22 protein-coding genes and 2 pseudogenes are annotated in these 22,636 nt (G+C 70.1%); 14 read left to right on the top strand and 10 right to left on the bottom strand.

Annotation, left to right across the window (positions count from 1 at the left end):
- Positions 1–323: 323 nt before the first annotated feature.
- Together ACIBVN_RS46705 and ACIBVN_RS46700 are read left to right on the top strand one after the other, a co-directional pair.
- Positions 324–1,442, top strand: a complete 1,119-nt coding sequence (locus ACIBVN_RS46705) for an IS110 family transposase (RefSeq protein ID WP_397146895.1) — start codon at positions 324–326, stop codon at positions 1,440–1,442.
- A 22-nt stretch (positions 1,443–1,464) separates the two neighbouring features.
- A pseudogene (locus tag ACIBVN_RS46700) lies at positions 1,465–1,755 on the top strand (transposase); the annotation flags it as partial.
- A 66-nt stretch (positions 1,756–1,821) separates the two neighbouring features.
- Here the strand turns inward: ACIBVN_RS46700 and ACIBVN_RS46695 are convergent.
- Together ACIBVN_RS46695 and ACIBVN_RS46690 are read right to left on the bottom strand one after the other, a co-directional pair.
- On the bottom strand, positions 1,822–2,484 hold the full coding sequence (locus ACIBVN_RS46695; protein ID WP_397146893.1) for a glycosyltransferase family 2 protein: 663 nt from the start codon (positions 2,482–2,484) through the stop codon (positions 1,822–1,824).
- Positions 2,481–3,461, bottom strand: coding sequence for an NAD-dependent epimerase/dehydratase family protein (locus ACIBVN_RS46690; RefSeq protein ID WP_397146891.1), 981 nt, complete (start codon positions 3,459–3,461; stop codon positions 2,481–2,483). The genes ACIBVN_RS46695 and ACIBVN_RS46690 overlap by 4 nt, the downstream gene beginning before the upstream one ends.
- A 129-nt stretch (positions 3,462–3,590) precedes the next feature.
- On the opposite strand from ACIBVN_RS46690, the gene ACIBVN_RS46685 reads away from it, so the two are divergent.
- Genes ACIBVN_RS46685 through ACIBVN_RS46665 form a run of 5 tightly spaced genes read left to right on the top strand, consistent with a single transcriptional unit; the run spans position 3,591 to position 7,657 of the window.
- Positions 3,591–4,922: a glycosyltransferase 87 family protein gene (locus tag ACIBVN_RS46685; RefSeq protein WP_397146889.1), complete on the top strand. Its 1,332-nt coding sequence runs from the start codon at positions 3,591–3,593 to the stop codon at positions 4,920–4,922.
- Positions 4,919–6,019 carry a molybdopterin-dependent oxidoreductase gene (locus ACIBVN_RS46680; RefSeq protein WP_397146887.1) on the top strand — a complete coding sequence of 367 codons (1,101 nt, stop codon included), beginning with the start codon at positions 4,919–4,921 and terminating at the stop codon, positions 6,017–6,019. Before ACIBVN_RS46685 ends, ACIBVN_RS46680 begins: the two co-directional genes overlap by 4 nt.
- Entirely contained in the window at positions 6,016–6,390 is a 375-nt protein-coding gene (locus ACIBVN_RS46675; RefSeq protein ID WP_397146885.1) for a hypothetical protein, read from the top strand. The genes ACIBVN_RS46680 and ACIBVN_RS46675 overlap by 4 nt, the downstream gene beginning before the upstream one ends.
- 44 nt (positions 6,391–6,434) lie before the next feature.
- A complete protein-coding gene (locus ACIBVN_RS46670; RefSeq protein WP_397146883.1) occupies positions 6,435–7,049 on the top strand; it encodes a TIGR04282 family arsenosugar biosynthesis glycosyltransferase in 615 nt (204 codons plus the stop codon).
- Positions 7,046–7,657: a methyltransferase domain-containing protein gene (locus ACIBVN_RS46665; protein WP_397146881.1), complete on the top strand. Its 612-nt coding sequence runs from the start codon at positions 7,046–7,048 to the stop codon at positions 7,655–7,657. The genes ACIBVN_RS46670 and ACIBVN_RS46665 overlap by 4 nt, the downstream gene beginning before the upstream one ends.
- 54 nt (positions 7,658–7,711) lie before the next feature.
- Here ACIBVN_RS46665 and ACIBVN_RS46660 read toward each other — a convergent pair whose 3' ends face one another.
- Positions 7,712–8,842 (bottom strand): hypothetical protein, encoded by a 1,131-nt coding sequence (locus ACIBVN_RS46660; RefSeq protein WP_397146879.1) that lies wholly within the window; start codon positions 8,840–8,842, stop codon positions 7,712–7,714.
- Between the two features lie 160 nt (positions 8,843–9,002).
- Between ACIBVN_RS46660 and ACIBVN_RS46655 the strand changes: the two genes are divergently transcribed.
- The 4 genes from ACIBVN_RS46655 (at position 9,003) to ACIBVN_RS46640 (ending at position 13,125) form a co-directional block, all read left to right on the top strand.
- Positions 9,003–10,049: a site-specific integrase gene (locus tag ACIBVN_RS46655; protein WP_397146877.1), complete on the top strand. Its 1,047-nt coding sequence runs from the start codon at positions 9,003–9,005 to the stop codon at positions 10,047–10,049.
- Positions 10,050–11,113: 1,064 nt separating this feature from the next.
- A complete protein-coding gene (locus tag ACIBVN_RS46650) occupies positions 11,114–12,304 on the top strand; it encodes a hypothetical protein (protein ID WP_397146875.1) in 1,191 nt (396 codons plus the stop codon).
- Between the two features lie 265 nt (positions 12,305–12,569).
- Complete coding sequence (locus ACIBVN_RS46645; protein WP_397146873.1) at positions 12,570–12,764, top strand: hypothetical protein; 195 nt, start codon at positions 12,570–12,572, stop codon at positions 12,762–12,764.
- Positions 12,765–12,897: 133 nt separating this feature from the next.
- Complete coding sequence (locus ACIBVN_RS46640) at positions 12,898–13,125, top strand: DUF4158 domain-containing protein (RefSeq protein ID WP_397146905.1); 228 nt, start codon at positions 12,898–12,900, stop codon at positions 13,123–13,125.
- Positions 13,126–13,496: 371 nt separating this feature from the next.
- On the opposite strand, the gene ACIBVN_RS46635 is transcribed toward ACIBVN_RS46640, so the two are convergent.
- From ACIBVN_RS46635 to ACIBVN_RS46615, 5 genes and pseudogenes are all read right to left on the bottom strand, one after another.
- Positions 13,497–14,342, bottom strand: coding sequence for an aldo/keto reductase (locus ACIBVN_RS46635; protein WP_397146903.1), 846 nt, complete (start codon positions 14,340–14,342; stop codon positions 13,497–13,499).
- A 116-nt stretch (positions 14,343–14,458) separates the two neighbouring features.
- Positions 14,459–15,499: an aldo/keto reductase family protein gene (locus ACIBVN_RS46630; protein WP_397146871.1), complete on the bottom strand. Its 1,041-nt coding sequence runs from the start codon at positions 15,497–15,499 to the stop codon at positions 14,459–14,461.
- A 383-nt stretch (positions 15,500–15,882) separates the two neighbouring features.
- Positions 15,883–16,761: a helix-turn-helix transcriptional regulator gene (locus ACIBVN_RS46625; protein ID WP_397146869.1), complete on the bottom strand. Its 879-nt coding sequence runs from the start codon at positions 16,759–16,761 to the stop codon at positions 15,883–15,885.
- A 166-nt stretch (positions 16,762–16,927) separates the two neighbouring features.
- Positions 16,928–17,419, bottom strand: coding sequence for a Tn3 family transposase (locus ACIBVN_RS46620; protein WP_397146867.1), 492 nt, complete (start codon positions 17,417–17,419; stop codon positions 16,928–16,930).
- A 130-nt stretch (positions 17,420–17,549) separates the two neighbouring features.
- Positions 17,550–17,720: pseudogene (locus ACIBVN_RS46615) on the bottom strand (Tn3 family transposase); the annotation flags it as partial.
- Between the two features lie 68 nt (positions 17,721–17,788).
- Between ACIBVN_RS46615 and ACIBVN_RS46610 the strand changes: the two are divergent.
- The 3 genes from ACIBVN_RS46610 to ACIBVN_RS46600 are packed head-to-tail and all read left to right on the top strand — an operon-like array spanning position 17,789 to position 20,981.
- On the top strand, positions 17,789–18,532 hold the full coding sequence (locus ACIBVN_RS46610; RefSeq protein ID WP_397146865.1) for an ABC transporter ATP-binding protein: 744 nt from the start codon (positions 17,789–17,791) through the stop codon (positions 18,530–18,532).
- Entirely contained in the window at positions 18,526–19,758 is a 1,233-nt protein-coding gene (locus ACIBVN_RS46605; protein ID WP_397146863.1) for an ABC transporter permease, read from the top strand. Before ACIBVN_RS46610 ends, ACIBVN_RS46605 begins: the two co-directional genes overlap by 7 nt.
- Positions 19,755–20,981: an ABC transporter permease gene (locus ACIBVN_RS46600; RefSeq protein ID WP_397146901.1), complete on the top strand. Its 1,227-nt coding sequence runs from the start codon at positions 19,755–19,757 to the stop codon at positions 20,979–20,981. Before ACIBVN_RS46605 ends, ACIBVN_RS46600 begins: the two co-directional genes overlap by 4 nt.
- Positions 20,982–21,131: 150 nt before the next feature.
- Here the strand turns inward: ACIBVN_RS46600 and ACIBVN_RS46595 are convergent, their stop codons facing one another.
- Positions 21,132–21,509, bottom strand: a complete 378-nt coding sequence (locus tag ACIBVN_RS46595) for a tyrosine-type recombinase/integrase (RefSeq protein WP_397146861.1) — start codon at positions 21,507–21,509, stop codon at positions 21,132–21,134.
- A 324-nt stretch (positions 21,510–21,833) separates the two neighbouring features.
- Positions 21,834–22,586, bottom strand: a complete 753-nt coding sequence (locus ACIBVN_RS46590) for a class I SAM-dependent methyltransferase (protein WP_397146859.1) — start codon at positions 22,584–22,586, stop codon at positions 21,834–21,836.
- Positions 22,587–22,636 lie beyond the last annotated feature (50 nt).

Here is a 22,636-nt window from a genome sequence, read left to right as displayed (position 1 = left end):
GCTGGCCATCCACACCTCCAGCAACGACCGCTACGAGGCCGCACCCTGGTTCACCGGAACCCCACAGGACGCCCTGAACCTAGTCTGCGACCTCTGTGAGGATCAGGGGCGTACCACCTCGGATCAGGCTTGACCCGTGCGACAACTGGCCTCGGTGTCCTGCCGTAGATCTGTCGGCCTGATCGGGGGCGGTGCGCATGCGTCGATCCGGTGGAGTGTGTCCCGATAGGGGCTTGGCCTTGAAGGCACCGTCACAGTCCTGACCGCCCTCACCGGCTCGGCGCTGGCCATCAGCCCCGCAATGATCAGGAGCGCGACCACTTATGACCCGCATGCCCGACCCTGCCCAACCTGGCCACGCCACGGCTGACGCCACACCGGTGCTGCTGGGAGTCGACACCCACAAAGGCATGCACGTCGCGGCCGTGCTCACTGCCGTCGGTGTACTGGTGGGCAGCAAGGCCTTCCCCGCCACGGCTGCCGGCTATCGGTCGCTGCTGGGGTGGGCGCGAGGATTTGGGCTGGTGATCCGCGCCGGCGTGGAATGCACCGGCTCCTATGGGGCCGCGCTGACCCGGCACCTGCGTCAGGCGGGCATCCAGGTGGTGGAGGTCAACCAGCCGGACAAGGCGACCCGCCGCCGAAGGGGCAAGACCGATGCGGTCGACGCCGAGGCCGCAGCCAGGGCAGCGCTGTCCGAGCGAGCCACCGCGGTGCCCAAGTCCGGCGATGGGCACGTCGAGGCGATGCGCGTGTTCAAGCTGGCTAGGGACTCGGCCGTCAAGTCCCGCACCCAGGCGATCAACCAGCTCAAGGCGGTGCTGATCAACGTCGATCCGGTGTTGCGCGAGTCGCTGGCCGGACTGGGCGCCAAGACCCTCATCCGCAGCTGCGCGGACCTGGCCGAACCCGACACCAATGACGCCGCCCCCGCCCATTCGGCGGCTGTCTACACGCTGCGGCTGTTGGCCCGCCGCATTCAACAACTCACCGCCGAGGCCCGCGACCTGGAGAGATGCATCCGGGACGCCGTCGCTGCCCATAGCCCGCAGCTGCTGGAGCGCGTCGGCGTCGGCCCCGACTGCGCCGCCGCCCTGCTCATCACGGCCGGCGACAACCCCGAACGACTGCACAGTGAGGCCTCCTTCGCAGCGCTGTGCGGCGTCAGCCCCGTCGAAGCGTCCTCCGGCAAGACCCAACGGCGCAGGCTCAACCGAGGCGGTGACCGCCAAGCCAACGCCGCCCTCTACCGCATCGTGCTCAGCCGCCTGCGCTGGGACCAGCGCACTCGCGACTACCTGGAACGACGCCTGGCCGAGGGCAAGACCCGCCGAGAAGTCATCCGCTGCATTAAACGCTACGTCGCCCGCGAGATCTACAACCTCACCCACCGGCCGGCCAGCTCACCCCGCACCATCGCTGACCTGCCGGATGCGGCTTGACAAACATAGGGGCATCTACGGCACCCACAAGACCCCGGCGATCAAAGCCTGGCTGGCCCGCCACCCTCGCTTCCACATGCACTTCACGCCGACCGGCTCTTCCTGGATCAATCAGGTCGAGCGCTGGTTCGGCTATCTGACCGACCAACTGATCCGCCGCGGCGTCCACAAGAGCGTCCAAGCGCTGGAGAAGGACATCCGCGACTGGATGGATCAGTGGAACGACGACCCGAAACCGTTCGTCTGGACCAAGACCGCCGAAGAGATCCTCGAATCCCTCGCTAAATATTGCCGACGAATTTCAGGCGCATGACACTAGTTACCCGACCAAGGTTGCGTGACGGGCCACTAGGCCGTCCGCCACTCCGGCCTCACGCCGTCAACTGGGCCGGATCTCGGCCATGACCCGTCGCATGTCGGCGATGGCGCGCAGCGTCCCGCGCAGAGTGCCGGTCACTTTGGAGCGTCCTGTCCGGGCCAGGTAGTCCACGTCCACCTCGGTGATCCGCCAGTTGGCCGCGGCGGCCCGTAGCACCATCTCCAGGGGGTAGCCGAAGCGGCGGTCGGCAAGGCCGAGCGTCAGCAGCGACGAGCGCCTGGCCGCTCGCATGGGGCCGAGGTCGTGCAGCGGCGCGCCCGTGCGCTGGCGCAGGCTGCGGGCGAGGACGGTGTTGCCCAGCCGGGCGTGCGGGGGCCAGACTCCCGCGGTCTGCGGCACACGTCGTCCGAGTAGGAGGTCGCCGCGCCCGTCCAGCACAGGGGTGGCCACCCGGGGCAGCTGGCGGGGATCGAGCGAGGCGTCGGCGTCCATGAAACAGACCAGCTCGGCGGAGGAGATCAGCAATCCAGCATGGCAGGCGGCGCCGAAGCCGCGCATAGGTTCGTGGACCACCCGGGCCCCCAGGTCGCGGGCGATCTCCGCAGTGCGGTCGGTGGAGCCGTTGTCGACCACGATGGGGCGGTAGCCGTCGGGCATGCGCCCGAGCACCCAGCCGAGCGCGGCCTCCTCGTTCAGGCAGGGCAGGATCACGTCGATCGTCATGACCAGGCGAACTCCTTCATACCCGCGTCGAAGCCGATCTCGGCGCGGAAGCCGAGCTCGGTCTCGGCCCGCTCGGGCGAGGCCACGATGTGGCGGACATCGCCCAGCCGGTAGTTCCCGGTGACCTGCGGGCTCGGGCCGGCCCGTTCGGCGGCCAGCGCGCAGGCCATCTCTCCCACGGTGTGCGGGGTGCCGGAGGCGATGTTCCAGGCCCGCAGCTCGCCGGGCCGGGCGGGCGCAGCCATGGCTGCGAGGTTCGCCCTGGCCACGTCGCGCACGTGGACGAAGTCACGGAGCTGGCGGCCGTCTTCGAACACCCTCGGCGCCCGGCCCGCCTGCAGTTCGGAACGGAAGATGGCCGCGACCCCGGCGTAGGGGGTGTCACGGGGCATGCGCGGCCCGTAGACGTTGTGATACCTCAGCGCCGCCGCGCTCCCGCCCGTCTCCCTGGCCCAGTTGGCGGCCAGGTGCTCCTGTGCAAGTTTGCTGGTGGCGTAGGCGTTGCGCGGATCGGGTTGCGCGTCCTCCTCGATCACCGCACAGCGCACCGGCTCGCGACACCGCGGGCAGGCCGGGTCGAACCGGCCTCGCTCCAGGTCATGGACGGCACGGGGGCCGGGCCTGACCTGGCCGTGTGTGGCGCACTCGTAACGCCCCTCGCCGTAGACGACCATCGAGGACGCCAGCACCAGCCGCCCGATCGTATGCCTGGCCATGGCGGCCAGCAGGACGGCCGTGCCGTACACGTTGACCGAGGCGTAGTCGGGCAGATCGGAGACATCCACGCCGAGACCCACCTTGGCCGCCTGGTGCACGACGACATCGACGCCCGGCAGCACCGTGTCCAGGAGGTCCGCGTCACGCACGTCAGCGCCGTCCCGCAGATCCAGGCCGACGACATCGTGACCCGCCGCCTTAAGGGTCTCGGCCACATGCTCGCCGATGAAACCGGCCGAGCCGGTGACCATCACTCTCACGCGGCCGACGCTACCCGCCGCCTTGCCCGCGCCGAAGCGACGTAAGCGGTTCGTAAGGGTTCTTACGGAGGGCGAACAGGAGATGCCGACACGGTCCCGAATTGGTCGCGGGATGCGAGGCTGCCGCCTGTGAGTCGAAGCTTGCTCCTCGTCAGCGGGGCCCTCGTCGCCCTGGCGGCCGTCCTGCTCAGGATGGCCGCCGGGCCGCCCGGCCTGGGCTGGTATCTGCTGGCCTGGGCGCTGTTCGCATCCGCCGTGTGGCTGGCCCGGCGGGTGCCCGAACGGCAGCTCGGCGCGCTGGTCATCGCCGGGGGGATCACGCTGGCGGCAACAGGACTGGCCGCCCCGCCGAGCAGCAGCACTGACTCCTTCCGGTACGCGTGGGACGGCCGGGTGCAGGCCTCGGGCATCTCTCCCTACGACCACCCGCCGTCGGACCCGGCGCTCGTCCGGCTGCGCGACGCCTGGCTCTTCCCACCCGGCTGCGGCGCTAACGACCTGTGGCCCCTGCCCGCCGGCGGCTGCACGCGGATCAACCGCCCCACCGAGCCCACGATCTACCCGCCGGTCGCGCAGGGGTACTTCCTGCTGATCCACTGGCTGTCGCCGGAGGGTTCGCGGCACAAGGTCCTCCAGGTCGGCGGCTTGGTGATGGCCGTGCTGGCGCTGGCGGTGCTGTTCCGGCTCGCGGGCGCCCGCCGGACGGCGTACTGGGCGTGGTGCCCAGCCGTACCGGTCGAGGCCGTGAACAACGCGCACGTCGACATGCTCGGAGTGCTGCTGGTGGTGCTGGCCTTCGGCGCCGTTCGCGCCGGTTCCGCTCGCGGCGCGTTACTCGGCGCGGCCGTGGCGGCCAAGCTGCTGCCCGCAACGGCGCTTCCCGGCGCCTTGTCCGGAGTGCTGGCTAACGGCGTGCTATCCAACGGCGGAGCATGGCGGCGCGTCCTCGGCACCGTGGTGCCCGCCGCGCTCGTGGTGGCGCTGTCCTACCTGCCGTATGTGCTGGCCTCGGGAGCCTCGGTGGCGGGATACCTGCCGGGCTACCTCAAGGAGGAGCGCTACGACGGACCCGGCGGCGGCAACCGTTACGTGATTCTGCGACTGGTCATGCCGGACTCGTGGGCGCCTTATGTCGCGATCGCGCTGCTCGGCCTGGTCGTCCTCCTCGTCCTGCGCTACGGCGACGCCGACCGGCCCTGGCAGGGCGCGCTGCTGGTCAGCGGCTCACTCCTGCTGCTGTTCACGCCCGGGTACTCCTGGTACGCGCTGCTGGTCGTCGCGCTGGCCGCCATGGACGGACGGTGGGAATGGCTGGGGGTGGCCCTGGCAGGCGCGGTCGCCTACACCGCCGGCCCGGCCGCCCCCGACAGCCTCGGAACCCCGTTCTACGCCGCGGCCGCACTGGCGGTGCTGATCGGCTGGGCCGTCCGCCGGTCCAACCAAGCGGAAGTACGCCAATGAACCTCACAACCTTCTCCGCCAAGTTCACCAGCCGCCTGCGCTCCGAGCAGGTGGCCGCCAAGCTGAGCGCCTGGCTCGGCGTGAGCTTCACCGTCGCCTTCGTCACCGGGTTGTTCAGCCATTTCCTGCAGCACCCGCCCGCCTGGTTGCTGTGGCCCGCCCGGCCGGTCAACCTCTACCGCGTCACCCAAGGACTGCACGTCATCGGTGGGATCGCCACGGTTCCGCTGCTGCTGGCGAAGCTGTGGGCGGTCTACCCGAAGCTCTGGCAGTGGCCCCCGTTCCGCTCCGCGGGCCACGCCCTCGAGCGGCTGTGCGTGCTGCTCCTGGTGGCGGGCGCGTTGTTCCAGCTCGTCACCGGGACGCTGAACATCGCCTACGTCTACCCGTGGCCGTTCGGCTTCCTCCAGGCGCACTACTGGACGACCTACGTCGTCTACGGCGCGCTCCTGATCCACGTGGCCAACGAGTGGGCCAAGGTCAGGCGGAACCTGTGGACCCGTGTGGAGAGCCCTGAGCGCAGGCGCTTGTTGTTCACCGTTGCCGCGGCCTGTGGTCTGACAGCCCTGGTCACCGCGGGCGAGGCGGTCACCCCGCTGGCACGGCTGGCCGTTCTGGCCCCGCGCGATCCCCGCGTCGGTCCCCAGGGGGTGCCCGTCAACAGATCGGCGGCCGCGGCCGGCGTGGTCCCCGCCCCCGGCTACCGGCTGCTGGTCACGGGTGCCGTCCGCACACCCTTGTCGCTCGGCTACGCCGACCTGCTACGGCTGCCGCAGCACACCGTGCGCCTGCCGATCTCGTGCGTGGAGGGCTGGAGCGTGGAGTGCGAGTGGACCGGCGTACGGCTGCGCGACCTGCTCCTGTCCGCCGGCGCCTCCCCGGACGCCTTCGTCATCGTCGAGTCCCTGGAACGGGCAGGGGCGTACCGGACCAGCGAGATCCGCCCACCTCACTGGACCGATCCGCTGACACTGCTGGCCTTGCGGATCAACGGGCAGACGCTGGACGCCGACCACGGCTTCCCGGCGCGCCTCATCGCGCCGAACCGGCCGGGCGTCCAGCAGACCAAGTGGGTCAAGGAAGTGAAAGTGACATGAGATGGGTCGGCTACGCGGCCGGCGGCGCCCTGATCGTCCTCGGACTGGCCGGGCTGACGCTGGAGGGCGTCCTGATCGGATGGGCTCTGTGGTTCGGCGGGGTCCTCGTCGTACACGACGCCCTGCTCGCCCCGGGGGTGGCGGCGGCCGGCACGGTGATCAGCCGGTGGCCCCAGCCCGTGCGGACCGCCTTGATCCTGGCGGTAACCCTGACGCTGGCCACCCTCCCCACTGTGCTGGCACTGGGCCGACGGGCCGACAACCTGTCGATCCTCCCGCTCGCCTACGGCCTCAACCTCGTCATCGTCCTCGCCGCCATCGCCCTGCTCGCGGTGGCGGATCACCTGCTGTCCACATCTGGAAAGGATTGAGCACGCTGAGTCATCACACTGTCGACCACACGTCGGCGCAGATCGTGATCATCGCTAAGGAACCGTTGCCCGGGAGAGTCAAGACCCGGCTGACCCCGCCGTACAGCCCGCCTGAGGCCGCCGCCCTCGCCGAGGCCGCGCTCCGCGACAGCGTGCGCGCCGTCGCCGCGGCACCGGCCACCCAGCGGGTGCTCGCCCTGGACGGGCTGCCGGGCCGCTGGCTGCCCGCGGGATTCGTGGTGATCCCACAGCGCGGCGTGGGCCTGGACGAGCGCTTGGCGGCCGCCTTCGCCGACGCCCACCGGCTACGGCAGGACCCCGTCGTGCTGATCGGCATGGACACCCCGCAGGTCACCCCCGAGCTGCTGCGCGAGGCCGGGAAGGCACTGGAGCAGCACGACGCGGTGTACGGCCCGGCCGCCGACGGCGGCTTCTGGCTGCTCGGCCTGCGGCGACCAGACCCGGCGCTGCTCCTGGGGGTGCCCATGTCGCATCCGGAGACCGGCAAGCACCAGCTCGACCGGCTCGAACGCGCCGGGCTGGCCGTTCAGCACCTGCCCGAGCTGACCGATGTCGACACCGCGGCGGACGCCGTCGCCGTCGCCGCCGCAGCGCCCGCGTCCTGTTTCGCCGCCACGCTGCGGGAGCTGAGCCGATGATCGGGGAGATCTACGCCGACGCCCTGGCGGGCGAGACCGCCGAGATCGAATACGTGGACGGCACCCGCGTCACGCTGGAGACCGCACGCTGGTTCGAGCCGATCGACGGGGACGAGGAAATCCTGAGCCGCTGCTCCAGCCCCACGCTGGACATCGGCTCCGGCCCCGGACGTCTCACGGCGGCGTTGACCCGGCGCGGAATCCGCTCACTCGGCATCGACATCACTCCACGCGCCGTCGCCCTGACCCGCCGCGCCGGAGGGTTCGCCCTGCTCCGGGACGTGTTCGACGACGTCCCCGGCAGCGGCCGCTGGGCGACGGCGTTGCTCGCCGACGGCAACATCGGCATCGGCGGCAACCCCGAGGCGCTACTGCACAGGGTCGGGCAGCTCCTACGACCGGACGGCACGATCGTGGCCGAGGTCGCGCCGCCCGGCACGCGGAGCCGGGTCGACCGGCTCCGGCTACGCCGGGGGCCACTTGCAGGGGAATGGTTCGGCTGGGCGACCGTTTCGGCGAGCGACATCCGGCGGATCGCGCTGGCCGGCGGATTCGCGGAAGCCGACTGCTGGACCGCGCACGGCCGCTGGCTCGCACGCCTGCACTAGGACGGACGCCGGCCCCGGCGTCACGCAGCGATACAAAGACTCAAGGGTTATTAGTTAATGGTCGGCAGCGGTGGGAGCGGGGTGACCTGTATCGGGGCCGACATGGCGGGGTGGGCGTGACGTCTCCTGCTCATGCAGCAGAGCCTGTGCCACGGCGGCGGCGGTGATGGCCTCCTCGCGCTGCTGGTGAGCGGTCCGTAGCGCGCTGGTGGCGTTGGTGAGCTCAGTACGAAGCCGATCGGCCTCGCTGGCGGCGTCGGCTCGCGCCTGGGCGGCGGCCTCGTGGGCTTGATTGGCCACGGCGGCCGCTGTGACGGCTTGTTCGCGCCGCTGTTGTTCGGCGGTCAGTTCCCGGCGGAGCCGTTCGACCTCCTGCGCGTGCGCCGTGGCAGTGCCGCGGGCCTGGTCGCGTTCCTGCTCGACCTTGCGGATCCGGGTCTCCTGCTCCTGCGCCCGGCGGTGGAGGCCGGCGAGCTCGCGCTGCTGGTCGTTGGCTTCTTGTTCCAGTTCAGTGATGCGGGTGGTCACAGCCGTGTGCAGCTCGGTGAGCTCGGCGGTTCGCTGGCGGGCGGCGTCACGGTCGCGTTCCGCCTGCTGCTGCCGCTCAACGGCCTCGCTGGCCACCTTTTCGGCCTGGGCACGGGCGGCCTGGTGCTCGCCGACCTGCCGCCAGGCGTCCTGCTCGCGTTCCTCGGCACGCTCGCGGGCGGTCTCGGCCTGGGCGCGGGCCTGTTCGGCGGCGGCGATCCGACTGGCGGCGGTGTTGGCCGCGGTCGTGGCGCGTTGCTCGGCCGCCGCGGCAGCAGCGCGCGCCTCCTCGGCGGCCTGTTCGGCGGCCTCCACCTGGGTGAGTGCGCCGGTGCTCAGCTCGGCGAGCTGGGCGCGCAGGGCTTCCTGGGCGGCCTGCCATTGCTCGCCGGCGGCCAGCAGCGGGGCCAGGAGGTCGTGGGCGCGCAGCAGCGCGTTGGCGACGGGAGCGGCGTGCGCGGTGGTGCGGGTCCGGTAGGCGGCGGCCCGGCAGGCGTCGCTGCAGTACTTGGCGCGGCTGCTGCGCCCGGGCAGCGCCTTGGCACAGCCGGGACCGGCGCATCGCGGCTCCGCTTCCTGCCGATCCGTCCCCTTAGCGCCCGTCTGATCGGTCTCGGCCGGGACGCTCGCCACCACAGTTTCCTGATCGTCTGCCACAGACCGCAGACTATCGTTCGCAGCGTTCGAACGCATCTGTTTCGTGCGTTCGCGAACGCTTCCTGGACACGCCTGACCCGTGATAACCTTCCTTATCGCGAGTCAGAATCGCGGCACTGGACCGGTGCCGGGCGGGCGTGGGAGCGGGCGGGAGACGGGCGTGCGCGACGAACACGAGACGCTGCCGGCACCGGCGACGGGGGAGCGGCCGCCGATTTACGCGCTTCCAGAAAATACCGGGGCGCACACCTCGGCCGACTACACGCTCAGCGCCCGCACCCAGGCCCGGATCGCCGACGGCGTCCCGGCTAACACCCGCCGCGCCTACGCCCGGCAGTGGGCCACCTTCACCGCCTGGTGCGCCCAGCACGGCCGCATCAGCCTGCCCGCCACCGCCCACACCCTGGCCGAATACACCTCCCAGCTGTGCGAGGCCGGCCAGGCCCCGGCCAGCATCGAGCAGGCCATCGCCGCCGTGCGCACCATGCACCGGCTGGCCGGCCACACCGGACGACCCGCCACCGAATCCGCCCGCCTGGCCCTGCGCGCCTACAAACGCCAGCGCGCCGAGGCCGGCGGCCGCGCCCAGCGCGAGGCCCCGCCCATCACCATCGACGCGCTGCGCGCCATGGTCGCCGCCTGCGACCTGGCCACGCCGATCGGGCGCCGCGACCGGCTGCTGCTCGTGCTCGGCCTGGCGCTGATGGGCCGCCGCAGCGAGCTCGTCGCCCTGCAGCGGGAGGACGTGCGGGAGGTCGCCGACGGCCTGGAAGTGGCCATCCGCACCTCCAAGACCGACAAGGACTCGGCCGGCGAGACCATCGCCATCCCCCGCGGCAGCCACCCGCTCACCGACCCGGTCGCCGCCTGGCGCGACTGGCTGCACGTCCTCGACCAGGCCGGACAGGACGGCGGGCGGCTGCTGCGCCGGATCAACCGGCACGGCCGTCTCGGCCCCTCGCTCGGCGCCGACGCGGTCAACGTCATCGTCCGCGACCTCGCCGTTCGCGCCGGCGTGCCCTCCGCCGGGACCGTTACCGCGCACAGCCTGCGCGCCGGCGGCGCCACCGTGGCCTACGCCGCCGGCGTCCCGGTCGCCGTCATCGCCAAGCACGGCCGCTGGGCCCCCGCCTCACCGGTCGTGCTGCGCTACATCCGCGCCGTCGACCGCTGGCGCGACAACGCCATGCGCAACGTCGGTCTTTAACTGCCCAAAGGCCTATCCGGACGACCAGGAAAGGCCCGTATCGAGGCATTCGGCAACGCGCCCGCCGGGGATGCGGTGACAACGCAAAGGCCCCGCCCATGGGCGAGGCCCGCACCTACCCACCGAAGCAAGTAGGGGAATCGAAAGGAACGCTACCAGCGAGTCGGTAAAGGCCTGCCAAGACACGTGGCGCGACATGGTGATTGCTGCTCGAGGGGTGTGAGGCGGCCGCGGCCACGAACGCTCTGCGTGCATCCAGGCCGTGTACCTGCGCAGGCCCGAACCCCTGGTCACACTGCGGATCGGCGTAGCGACACCATCTGGTGGTCGACGACATGGGAGTGGTGCCCCGGAATGCGGCGAGGCCGCGTCAATCCTGGCCGTCATTCCAGCAATAGCGATCGCGCAGGACTATGGCAGTGGGGACGCGGATCTATGACATTGGGCGACGCGGATCTTTGACGGCACAGCCCCTGGGCTCGTGAACATGGCCGTGCCCCGGGACGCATGAGACAGAGGCGAGGCCCGGGGCTCATGAACTCCACGCTTACATGCGGGCTCCCCGAAGGATCCGCGCTGACATTCACTGCATTCTCTGCTGACATCTTGTGGCATAACAGCAGGTCACTCGCCCCGCGGCCCTGGCAGTCCATGGCAACATTGCCACCGCTTGTCAGTCGCGTGGGGCGTCCTTCGCATGGATACCGCTCTCGAAGCGCCACATAACCGTAGTGTCAACGCTCACAAGGCGCTGAACGTAGGGGATGAAGACACGGCCAGGTATCCGCCGCAGCTTCCGCCCACGCATGGGCACTGACCTGCAAAAATAGCGTCAGGAGCTTGGGGGGCGCCGCGCTTGGCGGCCTTACTCAAATGATCTTGCTGACACCTCGTGGCACTTGCACTGACACCTCATGGCATTACCCCAGGACAACTTCGTGGCAATCCGCAATAACTTGCGGGAATGTTGCCTTCTCGCAAGTTATCGAGGCAACCTGCTGGCGCAACGAACCATCATTTTCGATTTCTATTTTCTAGAAAATCGAAAATGGTATGCTGTCGCCGTGACTGCAAAGACCAGCGTGGTGACGCCCTGTAAGCACTGTGGAGCGCCGATCGAGCAGCGGCGGGGGAGAGGGCGGCCCAAGGCGTACTGTCCCGAGAAGGACTGTCAGGCGGCGGCCAAGCGGGAGCGGGAGTTGCGGAGGGCCACGCCGGGGCTGGAGGGGGCGCTGGCCAGGGCCGAGCAGTTGTACGACCGGATGGAGAGCGGGCTGGCCGCGGCCATCGAGCCGCTGGCGCGAGCGCTGGCCGAGGAGCTGAGCCCGGCGGGGGTTGAGGCCAAGCTGAGCGCGGTGCAGGCCGAGGCGCACACGCGGGTCGCGATCGCGCGCACCGAGCGGGAGCAGGCATTCGAGCAGGTACGGCTGGCGCGCGAGGCCACCGAGCACGCTCGCAGGCAGACGGCCGAGATGCGGGCGCGGCTCGAGGAGGCGGAAAGCGAGCGGGAGACGGCCCTGGGGGATGCCGAGCGAGCGCGGGAGCAGGCGCTGGCCGCGTTGCGGGAGGCGGCCAGCACCGAACGGCAGGCGTTGCAGACAACCGAGGAGGCGCAGCGGCGCGCGGAGGCGGCCGAGCGGCGGGCCGAGGAGGCGCTGCACCGGGTCGAGTTGACGGAGCAGGCCAGGGATCAGGCCGTTCAGGAGCTGGCCGAGCGAGTTGAGCTGGCGGAGCGGCGTACCGCCGAGGCCCGGGCGCAGGCCGTACAGGCGGAAGAGGACGCCGGCCAGGCGCGACAGGAACGGGACCGGGCCCGGGACGAGACGGCGGCGGCTGTGCGGGCGCGCGAGCAGGCCGAGCGGGAGGTGGCCGGGGCAAAGGCTCGCGCCGAGGCGGCGGCGCAGGAACGGGATCGGGCAGTGGAACGGGCCGTCACGGCTGAGCGGGCGGCGGCCGAGGCGGAGCGGGATCGAGCGGTGGCGCTCAAGGATGCCGTGCAGGCGGCGGCGGAGGTGGCGCGGTTGGAGGAGAAGGCGGCGGAGTCCTCGGCGGCGCTGTCCCGGGAGCGGAAGCAGGTGTCCCGGGAGAAGTCGCGGGCTGAGGCCGCGGCGAAGGAGCGGGATCGGTTGCTGGGGGAGTTGAGGTTGGAGCGGATACGGCTCGAGGACATGCGGGCTGAGCTGGAGACGGTACGGGCGGAGGCGGCGCAGTTGCGGGAGCGGGCGGTGGCTGCAGAACTGCGTTCCTCGTCCTAGCCCCGTTTTCCGTTGACGGGGTGCCGGTGAGAAACGTGTCATGACCCCAAACGGCATTGAGCCCGGCTTGTTGAGCCTTGCCTGGTCAGTGCTGGGCAGACATGACACTCCCCGATGCATATCGACGAGCTGGTCGAGCACTGGACGAAGAGCGCGACCTCGTCGCCGGCAAGGCGCGGAGCTGCCCGACGATGTTCTCGAGCACGTGGCGAAGCAGGTCCGGGTGCCTGCCTCGCAGCTCGGGTTCTAGGAGTGATCCGGCTCCATGATCGAGTACCGCCGCAATCAGATCCGCATGCACCTCGGCTTTCGCCCCTGCACAGCCGCGGACGCGACGAAGGTGACGGTGTGGCCGGCGAGAACGTCGCGCACCGCCGAGCGACGGCCCGAGCGGGTGCGGGAGGAACTCCTCAAGGAACGGATCGAACCGCCCACCCCTGGGCGGCGCATCGGGGTCTGAGGAACATTGGAACCGGATCGTGCGCTAAGCGTTTGTCCTGGTGAGCATCGGTTTGACCGCCGATGATCGCTACCCGAAGCCTTCGAGGGTCTTGTCGTAGACCTGTGGGAGGTTCACGGTGCCGGTCGAGTTCATGTCCGATGAGCAGGCTGCGGGGTTTGCCTCGTTTCAGGGGCCGCCCACGCGCGTTCAGCTGGAGAAATACTTCTTCCTCGATGACGCCGACCGTGAGGTGATCGATTCCAAGCGCAGAGATCACAATCGGCTCGGATCCGCTGTCCAGCTCGGTGTGGTCCGGTTCTTGCGGCGGTTTCTCCCCGACCCTCGCCATCCCTGCCGAGGTCGTGGACTACCTCGCTGAGCAGCTGGGCGGCGATCAACGTCTGGATCGGCGGGGCGGCCCGGAAGGCATCCCGACAGCCAGACCCGAGCAGATCGCCCCCCCCTGTACTGGGACCTGCACGAAAACCGCGACCGCTCCGAGGCCGTCTTCAACGCCTGACCGGCCGGCCGAATCGGCTCCCGGCAGGGGCATTCGCCCGCGGGCCGGCAGGAGAACAACAGCCTGCTGTCCCAGATGATCGCCGATCTGGAGGCCCGGCTCGCCGAGCCGACAGCAGGCTGACCATGGCCTCACCGCCCTCTCAACGACCACTGCCGCGGCTACCGCGTACGAACAGCGCCGAGGCGGCTTGACCACCGTGTGGAAGATCCTCCTCGGCGCTGTACGGATCAGGTGAGGCGGAGGTTGCCCAGCCAGCTGACGGATTCGGGGTCGTGGTGGTCGAAGGCGCTGCTGGCGCCGGTGTCCAGAGTGGCGATGCGGGTCATGTCGTCGCCGGTGAGCTGGAAGCCGAAGACGTCGATGTTCTCGGCCATGCGGTCGGGTCGCATCGTCTTCGGTATGACCACGATGTCGCGCTGGATGAGCCAGCGCAGGACGATCTGGGGCACGGTCTTGCCGTGTGCGGTGGCGATCCGGGTGAGGATGGGGTTGGTGAACAGGTCGTCCCGGCCCTGGCCGAGGGGGCCCCAGGATTCGAGCTGGACGCCGCGCTTGCGCATCATGTCTTGATCGGTCGTGCGCTGGAAGAACGGGTGGGTCTCGATCTGGTTGACCGCGGGCGTGATCTCGTTGTGGTCGATCAGGTCCACGAGCCGATCTGGGTAGAAGTTGGACACTCCGATGGCCCGCGCGCGCCCTTGCCGGTTGAGGTCCTGCAGGGCTCGCCAGGAGCCGTAGACATCGCCGAAGGGCTGGTGGATCAGATACAGGTCAAGGTAGTCCAGGCCGAGCTTGGCCAGTGAGGTGTCGAAGGCGCGCTTGGCGGCCTGTTCGCCGGCGTCGGAGATCCACAACTTGGTGGTCACGAACAGTTCCTCGCGGGGGATGCCGCTGGCGGCGATGGCACGGCCGACGGCCTCCTCGTTCTGGTAGGCGGCGGCGGTGTCGATGAGGCGGTAGCCGGCGGCCAGCGCGTCGGTGACGGCCTGCTCGGTCTGCTCGGACGGGATCTGGAAGACGCCGAAGCCGAGTATCGGCATCCGTACCCCGTTGTTGAGGGTGACCTGGGGAATTTGTGCGGTCATGGGTGAGAGTTCCCTTGCTGGTTGGTGGTGAGCGCGAGTACGGCCGTCGGTACTGGTGTCACCGCGTCAGGTGACACCGCATCCGACGACGGTGCGGTGCACGTTCAGCGGTGCTTGACGCCGGGCAGGGCGGCGGGGGCGAGGGTCGGTTCCGCGACGGGGACGTCGCCGAGCGCCTGGTCGATGGCCGCCAGCAGGTCGTCGGAGAGCTCCACGCCGGAGGCGGCGGCGTTGGCGTGCACTTGCTCGGGACGGGAGGCACCGATGATCGCGGAGGCGACCTCACCGCGGCGCAGCACCCAGGCCAACGCCAGGGTGGCCATGCTCATCCCGGCCTGCTCGGCGATAGGGAGGAGACGCTGGACCGCTTCGAGGGTCGCGTCGCTGTAGACGAGGTCCTGGGAGACCGCCATCGTGGCGCTGGCGAACCGGCTGCCTTCCGGGACGGGCCGTCCCGGCTTGTACTTGCCGGTCAGGACGCCCTGGGCGAGCGGTGACCAGACGATCTGGGAGATGCCGTTGGCCGCGCACAGGCCGAAGACCTCCGCCTCGGGGGCCTGCCACAGCATGGAGTACTGCGGCTGGGAGGAGACGAACAGCTCGGGGCCGGCCAGGTCGATGGCGGCCTGGATCTGCTCGGGGGTCCACTCGCTGAAGCCGAGGTAGCGGGCCTTGCCCTGTTCGACGACCTTCTGGAACGCCTCGATGGTGTCCTCGATCGCCACGGAGGGGTCGAAGCGGTGCGCCTGGTACAGGTCGACGTAGTCGGTCTTCAGGCGGGTGAGGGAGGCGTCGATCTGCTTGGCGATCTGCGCCGGAGACAGTCCCTGATCGGCCGAGTCGTCCGACATCTGGCCCCACACCTTGGTGGCCAGGATGTAGGAGTCGCGGGGGTGGGCCGAGAGGATCTCGCCCCACGCGGTTTCGGCGGCTCCTTGGCCGTAGACGTTGGCGGTGTCGAAGAAGTTGATGCCCACCTCGAAGGCCGCCTCGGTGCAGGCGCGGGTGGCGTCCGCCTCGACGCCGCCGGAGTAGGTGAGCCAGGACCCGAGCGAGATCTCCGAGATCTGCAGGTCCGAACTGCCGAGTGTGCGGTATCGCACGGCGGCCGAGGTGACCGGCTTCGTGGATGAAGGGGAACTCACTGACGATCCTTTCAAGAGAGGGTGGCGCGGGCCCTGGTCATCCGAAGGCGTTCCGGCAAGCGGCATGCGCGCCGAGGGTTGTGCGGGAGGCGCCCTTCAGGCCCGCCCTCAATACACGAAACCAGCAGCCGAGCCCGGCAGACAGTCACGCTTGTGAGGGGTAACAGCAGGGACCCCCTCCTGCGGGAAACGCGCCGCGCACCGGGGAACGAAGACAATCACCGTCGGCTGTGGTACGGCGCACGGACAGTACGGTGGCGGAGCAGGCATGGGAACGACATGTCTCGCGCGCCGGCTGTAAACACGCGCGTACATTCCTTGGCGTCGGGCCAGTGGGCTTGGGCCCGGCTGCAGGCCGAGGGCCGGACGGACGGTGCCTGGCGTCAGCTCTCGGTGTCAGCCTGCGCCGCGGCCTCGTCATGGTCCTGGGTGGCTGCCCAGCTGGCCAGGAGTTTCAGGGCGTCGGCGGCCGGGGTGCCGGGGTCGGCGCTGTAGACGGTGATGGACAGCCCATCGTCGCCGGGCAGGTCCAGCGACTCGTGCGTCAGCTCCATCTCGCCCACCACCGGGTGGTGGAACCGCTTGGTTCCCTCGGTGAAGACGTGCACGTCGTGCGCGCCCCACAGGGTGCGGAAGGCGTCGCTGCGGGTGGACAGCTCTCCGATCAGGTTCGACAGCTCACGGTCGTAGGGGTTCTTGGCGGCCTCGACCCGCAGCACCCCGACGCCGTCGCGGGCCACCCGTTCCCAGTCGGGGTACAGCCGGGCGGCGCGGGGGTCGAGGAAGACGAACCGGCAGGTGTTGGCCGGCTCCTGCTCGAAGCACTCACAGTGCAGGGCGCGGGCCAGCGGGTTGGCCGCCAGGATGTCCATGCGGTTGTTGCGCACGTACGCCGGCTGGTCGTGCAGGCCCTCGATGATGCGCAGCACGCTGGCCCGCACAGCGGCCCCGGCAGGGCGGCGTCGCGCCCGCGCCGGGCGGGCGTTGGCCGCGCGGGCCAGGGCATACAGGTGGTCCCGCTCGATGTCGTCCAGCCGCAGGGCCTGGGCGAGGGCGTCCAGGACGCTGTCGGAGACCCCGCCGAGATTGCCACGCTCCAGCCGCGTGTAGTACTCAACGCTCACCCCGGCCAGCATCGCGACCTCACCCCGGCGCAGCCCGGACACCCGCCGCTGCCCGTAGGCGGGCAGACCCGCCTGCTCAGGCGTGATCTTGTCGCGGCGGGACTTCAGGAAGGCGGTGACTTCGGCCCGATTGTCCATAACCCCAGCATAGGAAGGGTGTGACGCCCGATCAGGGCTGGAGAGGGTCCCTGTCATTACCCCTTACAGCACAACCCCCTCATGTACATGAGCGATCACGGCGGCGCGGCGACCAGGAGAACTCCTCACCGGGGCGGTGCGCGACTCCGGCATGTCATCCGGTACATCACCCTCGCCGGCGCAGCGATCGCCGCCCGGTGGCCTGCATGAGCGCCGCGCCGAAGGTCACTGCCCCGCGCGGCGGGCACGTCAGCCTCGCCGCGGCCGCCGACGCCTTCCTCGCCAGCGGCTCCAGCGGCCCGTACCCGCCGGTGGCCACCCCGGGCAGCTCGGCCCGCCAGAACCGCTGATCGGCCAGGTCCCGGAAGCGGGGCGAGAAGTTGTAGCCGGGCAGCGAGAACAGCCCGAACACCATGTCGGAGTACGAGGCGTTGTCGGTGGCGACCATCTCCGGCCGCGCGCCGGCGTCCAGGTTCAGCAGGGTGTCCAGGATGTGCAGCGAGTCGCGCGGGGTGCCCGGCACGACCATCTGCCCGATCCCGGCGACCTGCTCGTTGACCGCGTTGAGCCAGGTGATCCCGCGCTTGAAGTGGTAGTACTTCGGCGAAGGCCTCACGCTGATCGTGCGCTTGGGGACCACGACCCGCAGCCCGTCCACCGGCGTCCAGGTTCAGCAGGGTGTCCAGGATGTGCAGCGAGTCGCGCGGGGTGCCCGGCACGACCATCTGCCCGATCCCGGCGACCTGCTCGTTGACCGCGTTGAGCCAGGTGATCCCGCGCTTGAAGTGGTAGTACTTCGGCGAAGGCCTCACGCTGATCGTGCGCTTGGGGACCACGACCCGCAGCCCGTCCACCGAGGCCAGCAGGCCATCGCCCCAGTGCGCGACGATCGGCATCCGCGCCTGGGCCGTGATGAGCCGGCCGTTGGCTGCGGCGATCGTGTTGGACCGGAGGTAGTGCTGGGTCTACCGGCGTTTCTCGCCTCAGCGCCCATGTGCCAAGATCCCCGCGCCGGTTGGATTGAGGCATGATATCGACAGATATGGTCCAGTTGTGGTCGGTGAGCAGGGTGTACGGCTCCGGCGACCAGGCGGTGGCAGCGCTGGACGCCGTGACCACCGGATTCGCGCCAGGCACCTTCACCGCGGTGATGGGCCCGTCCGGCTCGGGCAAGTCCACCTTGCTGCACTGCGCCGCCGGGCTGGACCGGCCCAGCGACGGCAAAGTCGTCATCGACGGCACTGACCTCGGCACGCTGACGGAGAACGAGCTGACGCTGCTGCGCCGCGCGCGGGTCGGGTTCGTCTTCCAATCCTTCAACCTGGTCTCCGCCCTGACCGCGGAGCAGAACGTCGCCCTCCCACTCCGCCTGGCGGGGCGCCGGCCCGGCGTGGAGCAGGTGCGTGCGGCGCTGGCCGAGGTCGGGCTGGCCGAGCGGGCCAGGCACCGGCCCAGTGAGCTGTCCGGCGGCCAGCAGCAGCGCGTGGCGATCGCCCGCGCGCTCGTCACCAAGCCCGCGGTGATCTTCGCCGACGAGCCGACCGGCGCTCTGGACACCACGACCTCCCGATCCGTACTGAAGCTGCTGCGCGGGATCGTAGATCACCAGAATCAGACCGTGATCATGGTGACGCACGATCCGGTCGCGGCCGCGTACGCCCACCGGGTGCTGTTCCTGGCCGACGGCCGGGTGGTGGACGAGCTCACCGGAACCCCCGGGCCGGAGACGATCGCAGCCCGGATGGCGAGCCTGGAGGCAGCGGCATGCTGAAGCGGGCCAAGAAGCATGTCGCAGCGCCGCGCACAGCGTGGCAGGTCCAGGGCGCGACAGGCCGCGGGGGGCGTGGTGGCGGTTCACTCGCCCTGGCCTGGGATCTGACGCGCGGTCGTTGGGGCAGCCTGGTCGGCACCTTCCTCGCGCTTGGCCTGGCGGTCGGCATCCTGTCCATGACGGGACTGGTCTTCGCCTCCGCCCAACCTCAGGTTCCCGCCCGGTACGCAGGGGCGGCCGTCCTGGTCAAGACACCCTCCACCGGCGGAGAGGTCAACGGCTTGTTCTACCCGGACAAGCCCTGGTCGCCCGAGCAGGCCCGGTCCCTGGCCGAGCGGCTCGGCCGGATCCCGCAGGTGGCGGCGGCCGTGCCCGACCGGGTCTTCTACGCCCAGGTGGTCATCGGCGGCAAGCCCGTCGCGGGTGACATCCAGGGATACCTGTGGCCCAGCGCCGCGCTCGCACCGTACCGGCTGGCCGCGGGCCGGCCCCCGGCCGGCCCCGGTGAGGTCGTCGTGAGCCGCGCGCTCGGGCTGGCACCCGGCCGGCAGGTGACCGTACTCACCGCCGACGGACCGGCGTCCTACTCGGTGTCCGGCACGGTCGCGGGCCCCGGCTACTACTTCGCCCAGGCACGGACCGGCGGGGTGCGAGTCATCGGGCTGGTGGCCGAAGCCGGTGCAGACGTCGCGGCGATCAAGCGTGCGGCCCGAGCCGTCGTCGGCGCCAAAGGACTGGTCCTGAGCGGTGAGGCCAGATCGGCGACCGAACCTGTGGCAGACGTTCAGACACGGTGGTTCGGTTACCAGATCCTCAGCGGCATGGCGATCCTGGTGGCGTTCACGGCTGTGTTCATCGTGGCCTCCACCTTCGCGTTCGGCGTCGCACAGCGGCGCAGGGAGCTGGGGCTGCTGCGGACGGTGGGCGCGACCCCGCGCCAGATGCGTGCCCTGATGCACGGCGAGGCGCTGTGGTCGGCGTGGCCGCCGCCGCGGTCGGAGTCGCTGTCGGTACGGCGTGCGCTCCCGGCTTCGGCCAGACCCTCGTCGATCTGGGATTCCAACCGCGGAGTTTTGCCGTGGAGATCCGGCTGTGGCCGATGCTCGCATGCTTCGCCGCCGGGCTGGCGGTGGCCCAGCTCGGCGTATGGGCGGCTTCGCGCCGGGCCGCGAAGGTGGCGCCGCTGGAGGCGTTGCGCGAGGCCGCAGTGGACGAACGCCCGATGACGGCCGGCCGGTGGGTATTCGGAGCGCTGTTCACCATCGTGGGGGTGGTGCTCGGTGTCTTCATCGCCGGAGAGTCCGACAGCGTGATCCAGTACTCCTTCTACGCGGCGGGGACGCTGATCGTCGGGCTCTCGCTGCTCGCGCCGGCGGTCATCCCGCCGCTCGTGCGCGCCGTGTCGTGGCCGGTCCGCAGCACAGCGATCGGCATGCTGGTGCGGCAGGGCGCACTGACCGCAGTGCGGCGCACCGCCTCGACAGCGGCGCCGGTGCTGGTCACGGTCGGTTTCGCGGTGCTGGTCACCGGCATGGTGGAAACCAACGTCGGGGCCAACGGGCTGCGTCGTGCCGCCGCCGTCCAGGCGCAGTGGGTGCTCGCGCCGCAGGACACACCGGGCCTCACCGATGCCGCGGTCTCGGCCGCGGGAGGCTCCTCCACGCTGCCGACCACCGTCTACACAGGCGACAGACCCTTCAGCGCGATCGGCGTGGCAGGCAAGAGCAAGGCGGACGTGATCGCCGGAGACCTGCAGGACCTGCGAGGTGGCCAGACGATGGCCGTGGCCGAGTGGACCGCTCGCGAGCGCGGCTGGCGCGTCGGCACTGCCGCGCCGGTGGTGTTCGAGGACGGGCGAAGCTTGCGGCTCACCGTGGTCGCGGTGCTCAAGAAGGCCCCGGCCGACATCCTGCTGACCCGCCAGACTGTACGCGACCACGATCCATCAGCACTGACCGAGCCCGTCTACCTCCCCACCCTGACTGCCGTCCCGGCGGACACCGGAGCCGTCATCGAGAAGGTCACCGACCGGATGGCCGGCATCGAGGAACATGAAGACGAACTGGTCTGGGTCTTCGTGCTCATCCTGGTCGGGCTGTCGGTGGGCTACAGCGCCATCTCCATCGCCAACACACTGCTGATGGCCACCGCCAACCGGACCACCGATCTGCGCACGCTGCGCCTTTCCGGCGCGACCACCGGCCAGGTGCTGCGGACCGTCGCCCTGGAGTCGACCCTGGTGGTCGCGATCGGCGCGCTGCTCGGCATCGCGGTGGCCGTGACGGCGCTGGTCGGCATCACCACAGGGCTGACCAACATGATCGGCATGACCGTCAGCATGATCCTTCCCTGGCCGATCATCGGCGCGGTCATCGGCATCTGCCTCCTGCTCGCCGTCGCCGTCTCGGTCATCCCAGCCAGAACCGCGCTACAGCCACCCCGCCCGTAGCGACATGGCAGCTCGGGTCACGCATGGCCTGGCCGTCAGAGATCACAAAGGTTGAGAGTACAGAGCGGCACCGCTTTGATGATCTTGCGTTGGTTGACGGTGTACGGCGGCCTGGACACGACTCCTGGCCGTTGTCTCTACCCCCGGGCTTCACCGCTTGCGTGCGGCGGGGTCGCGCCCAGCCTGCCAGCGTGCGAGCGCTTCACCCGAGACCCGGGCGTAGCGGGCCAGCGAGGCGACCGAGGTGTGCCCGGAGTAGGCCAACAGCGTGGAGGTGTTCGCGCCGTCCTCGGCCGCGTGGGTCAGCGCCGAGTGCCGCAGCTGATGCAGCGTCCAGCCGCCGGTAGCGGCCTCGAACAGCTCGGCCGCCCGCCGATACGACAGCCGCGCCTTCCCGCTGCCCGCGTCGATGTCGGCCGGCGGCAGTTCCACCCGGGCCCGCCGGTCGGTGGTGAACACCGGCCCTGCCCGGCGCCCCTCCAGCAGGCGAGGCAGCAGCCGGGCGGTGCCGGTACGCCACACGATCACGTCGACCGCGCCACCTTTGCGCCGTACCCGGGCTCGCCGGTTGCGAAGCCCGCGCGCGAGCACATCAAGGGGTTTTGAGGAACGCGCCCCCCGTTCCCGCCAGAGACCTGGAGCCCCCCGATCCGGCCGATCAGGCCAGGACTGGGGCATCCTGCGTGACGCCCTCGTCGAGCGACTACACACAGCTACTCCGGCCACAGTGGCAGCTTCGTTACCGGCACCCCCGGTACGACGCGGGCTGTGGAAGTGCCTGTCGACGGTACGGGACGCGTGTCGTTCGCCAGGGCGAGTTTTGCTTGACCGAGACCGTGCTCTCGCCTTCGATCACGCGGACTCGCAGAAGCAGAGTTGAAGCGGCGTGTCCACGGCAAAGGGTCGACCGGACCAGTCGCCGAAGCGCTCGACGAGCCGAAGGCCGCCGAGCGAGACGAGCAGCGGCAGCTCCTGCGGGAAGATGCTCCTGATTTCGAGCGGTGCGACGACGAAGTCGGGCTCGGAGTCAGTCGAGAGGTGCCACGTCCCGCGTGTAACTTGCGCGGCCGCAGCGTAGATCTCAGCGACATCGACGCTGACGTTGCCACGGTCAGGATCCATGAACGACAACGACTCCCGGGTGCGCCGCACGCCATCGGCTTCGGCAAGCAGGCGCATGCTCGGGTTGAACACATCGAAGACGAACCGTGCTCCAGGCGCCAGGTGTCTTCGGACCGACCGAAAGCAGCTCACCAGATCCTCAGCCTCATGCAGATGCAGCAGGGAATTGGCTGTGATGAACACGAAGTCGAATGTGCGGCCCAGGTCGAAGGCCCGCATGTCGCCCTGCGTCCATTCCACCGCCACACCGCGCTCGTTCGCCTTGCGCTGGGCCTCAGCCAGCATGTCTGACGAGAAGTCCAGGCCGACGCACGGATGCCCGTCGGACGCGATGGGGATCAGCTTGTGCCCGGTGCCGCACCCGAGCTCCAACACGCGCCCGCCTTGCCGATTGGCCTCGGCCCGGTAGAAGTCGACTGCGGGCCCGCCGCCCGGGAACATCAGGTCGTACAGCCTCGCGTGCGAGTAGAACGCTTCACTCATCAAGCGCCTCCTCCTTTCCGACTCATCCGCAGCTGGCCGTGGTGGCCTGC

Source organism: Nonomuraea sp. NPDC049400 (assembly GCF_044466425.1).
In the GTDB taxonomy this organism is placed as follows: domain Bacteria; phylum Actinomycetota; class Actinomycetes; order Streptosporangiales; family Streptosporangiaceae; genus Nonomuraea.
Note: the sequence above shows the minus strand (reverse complement) of the source record. Positions and strands in the feature narration are given on the sequence as shown.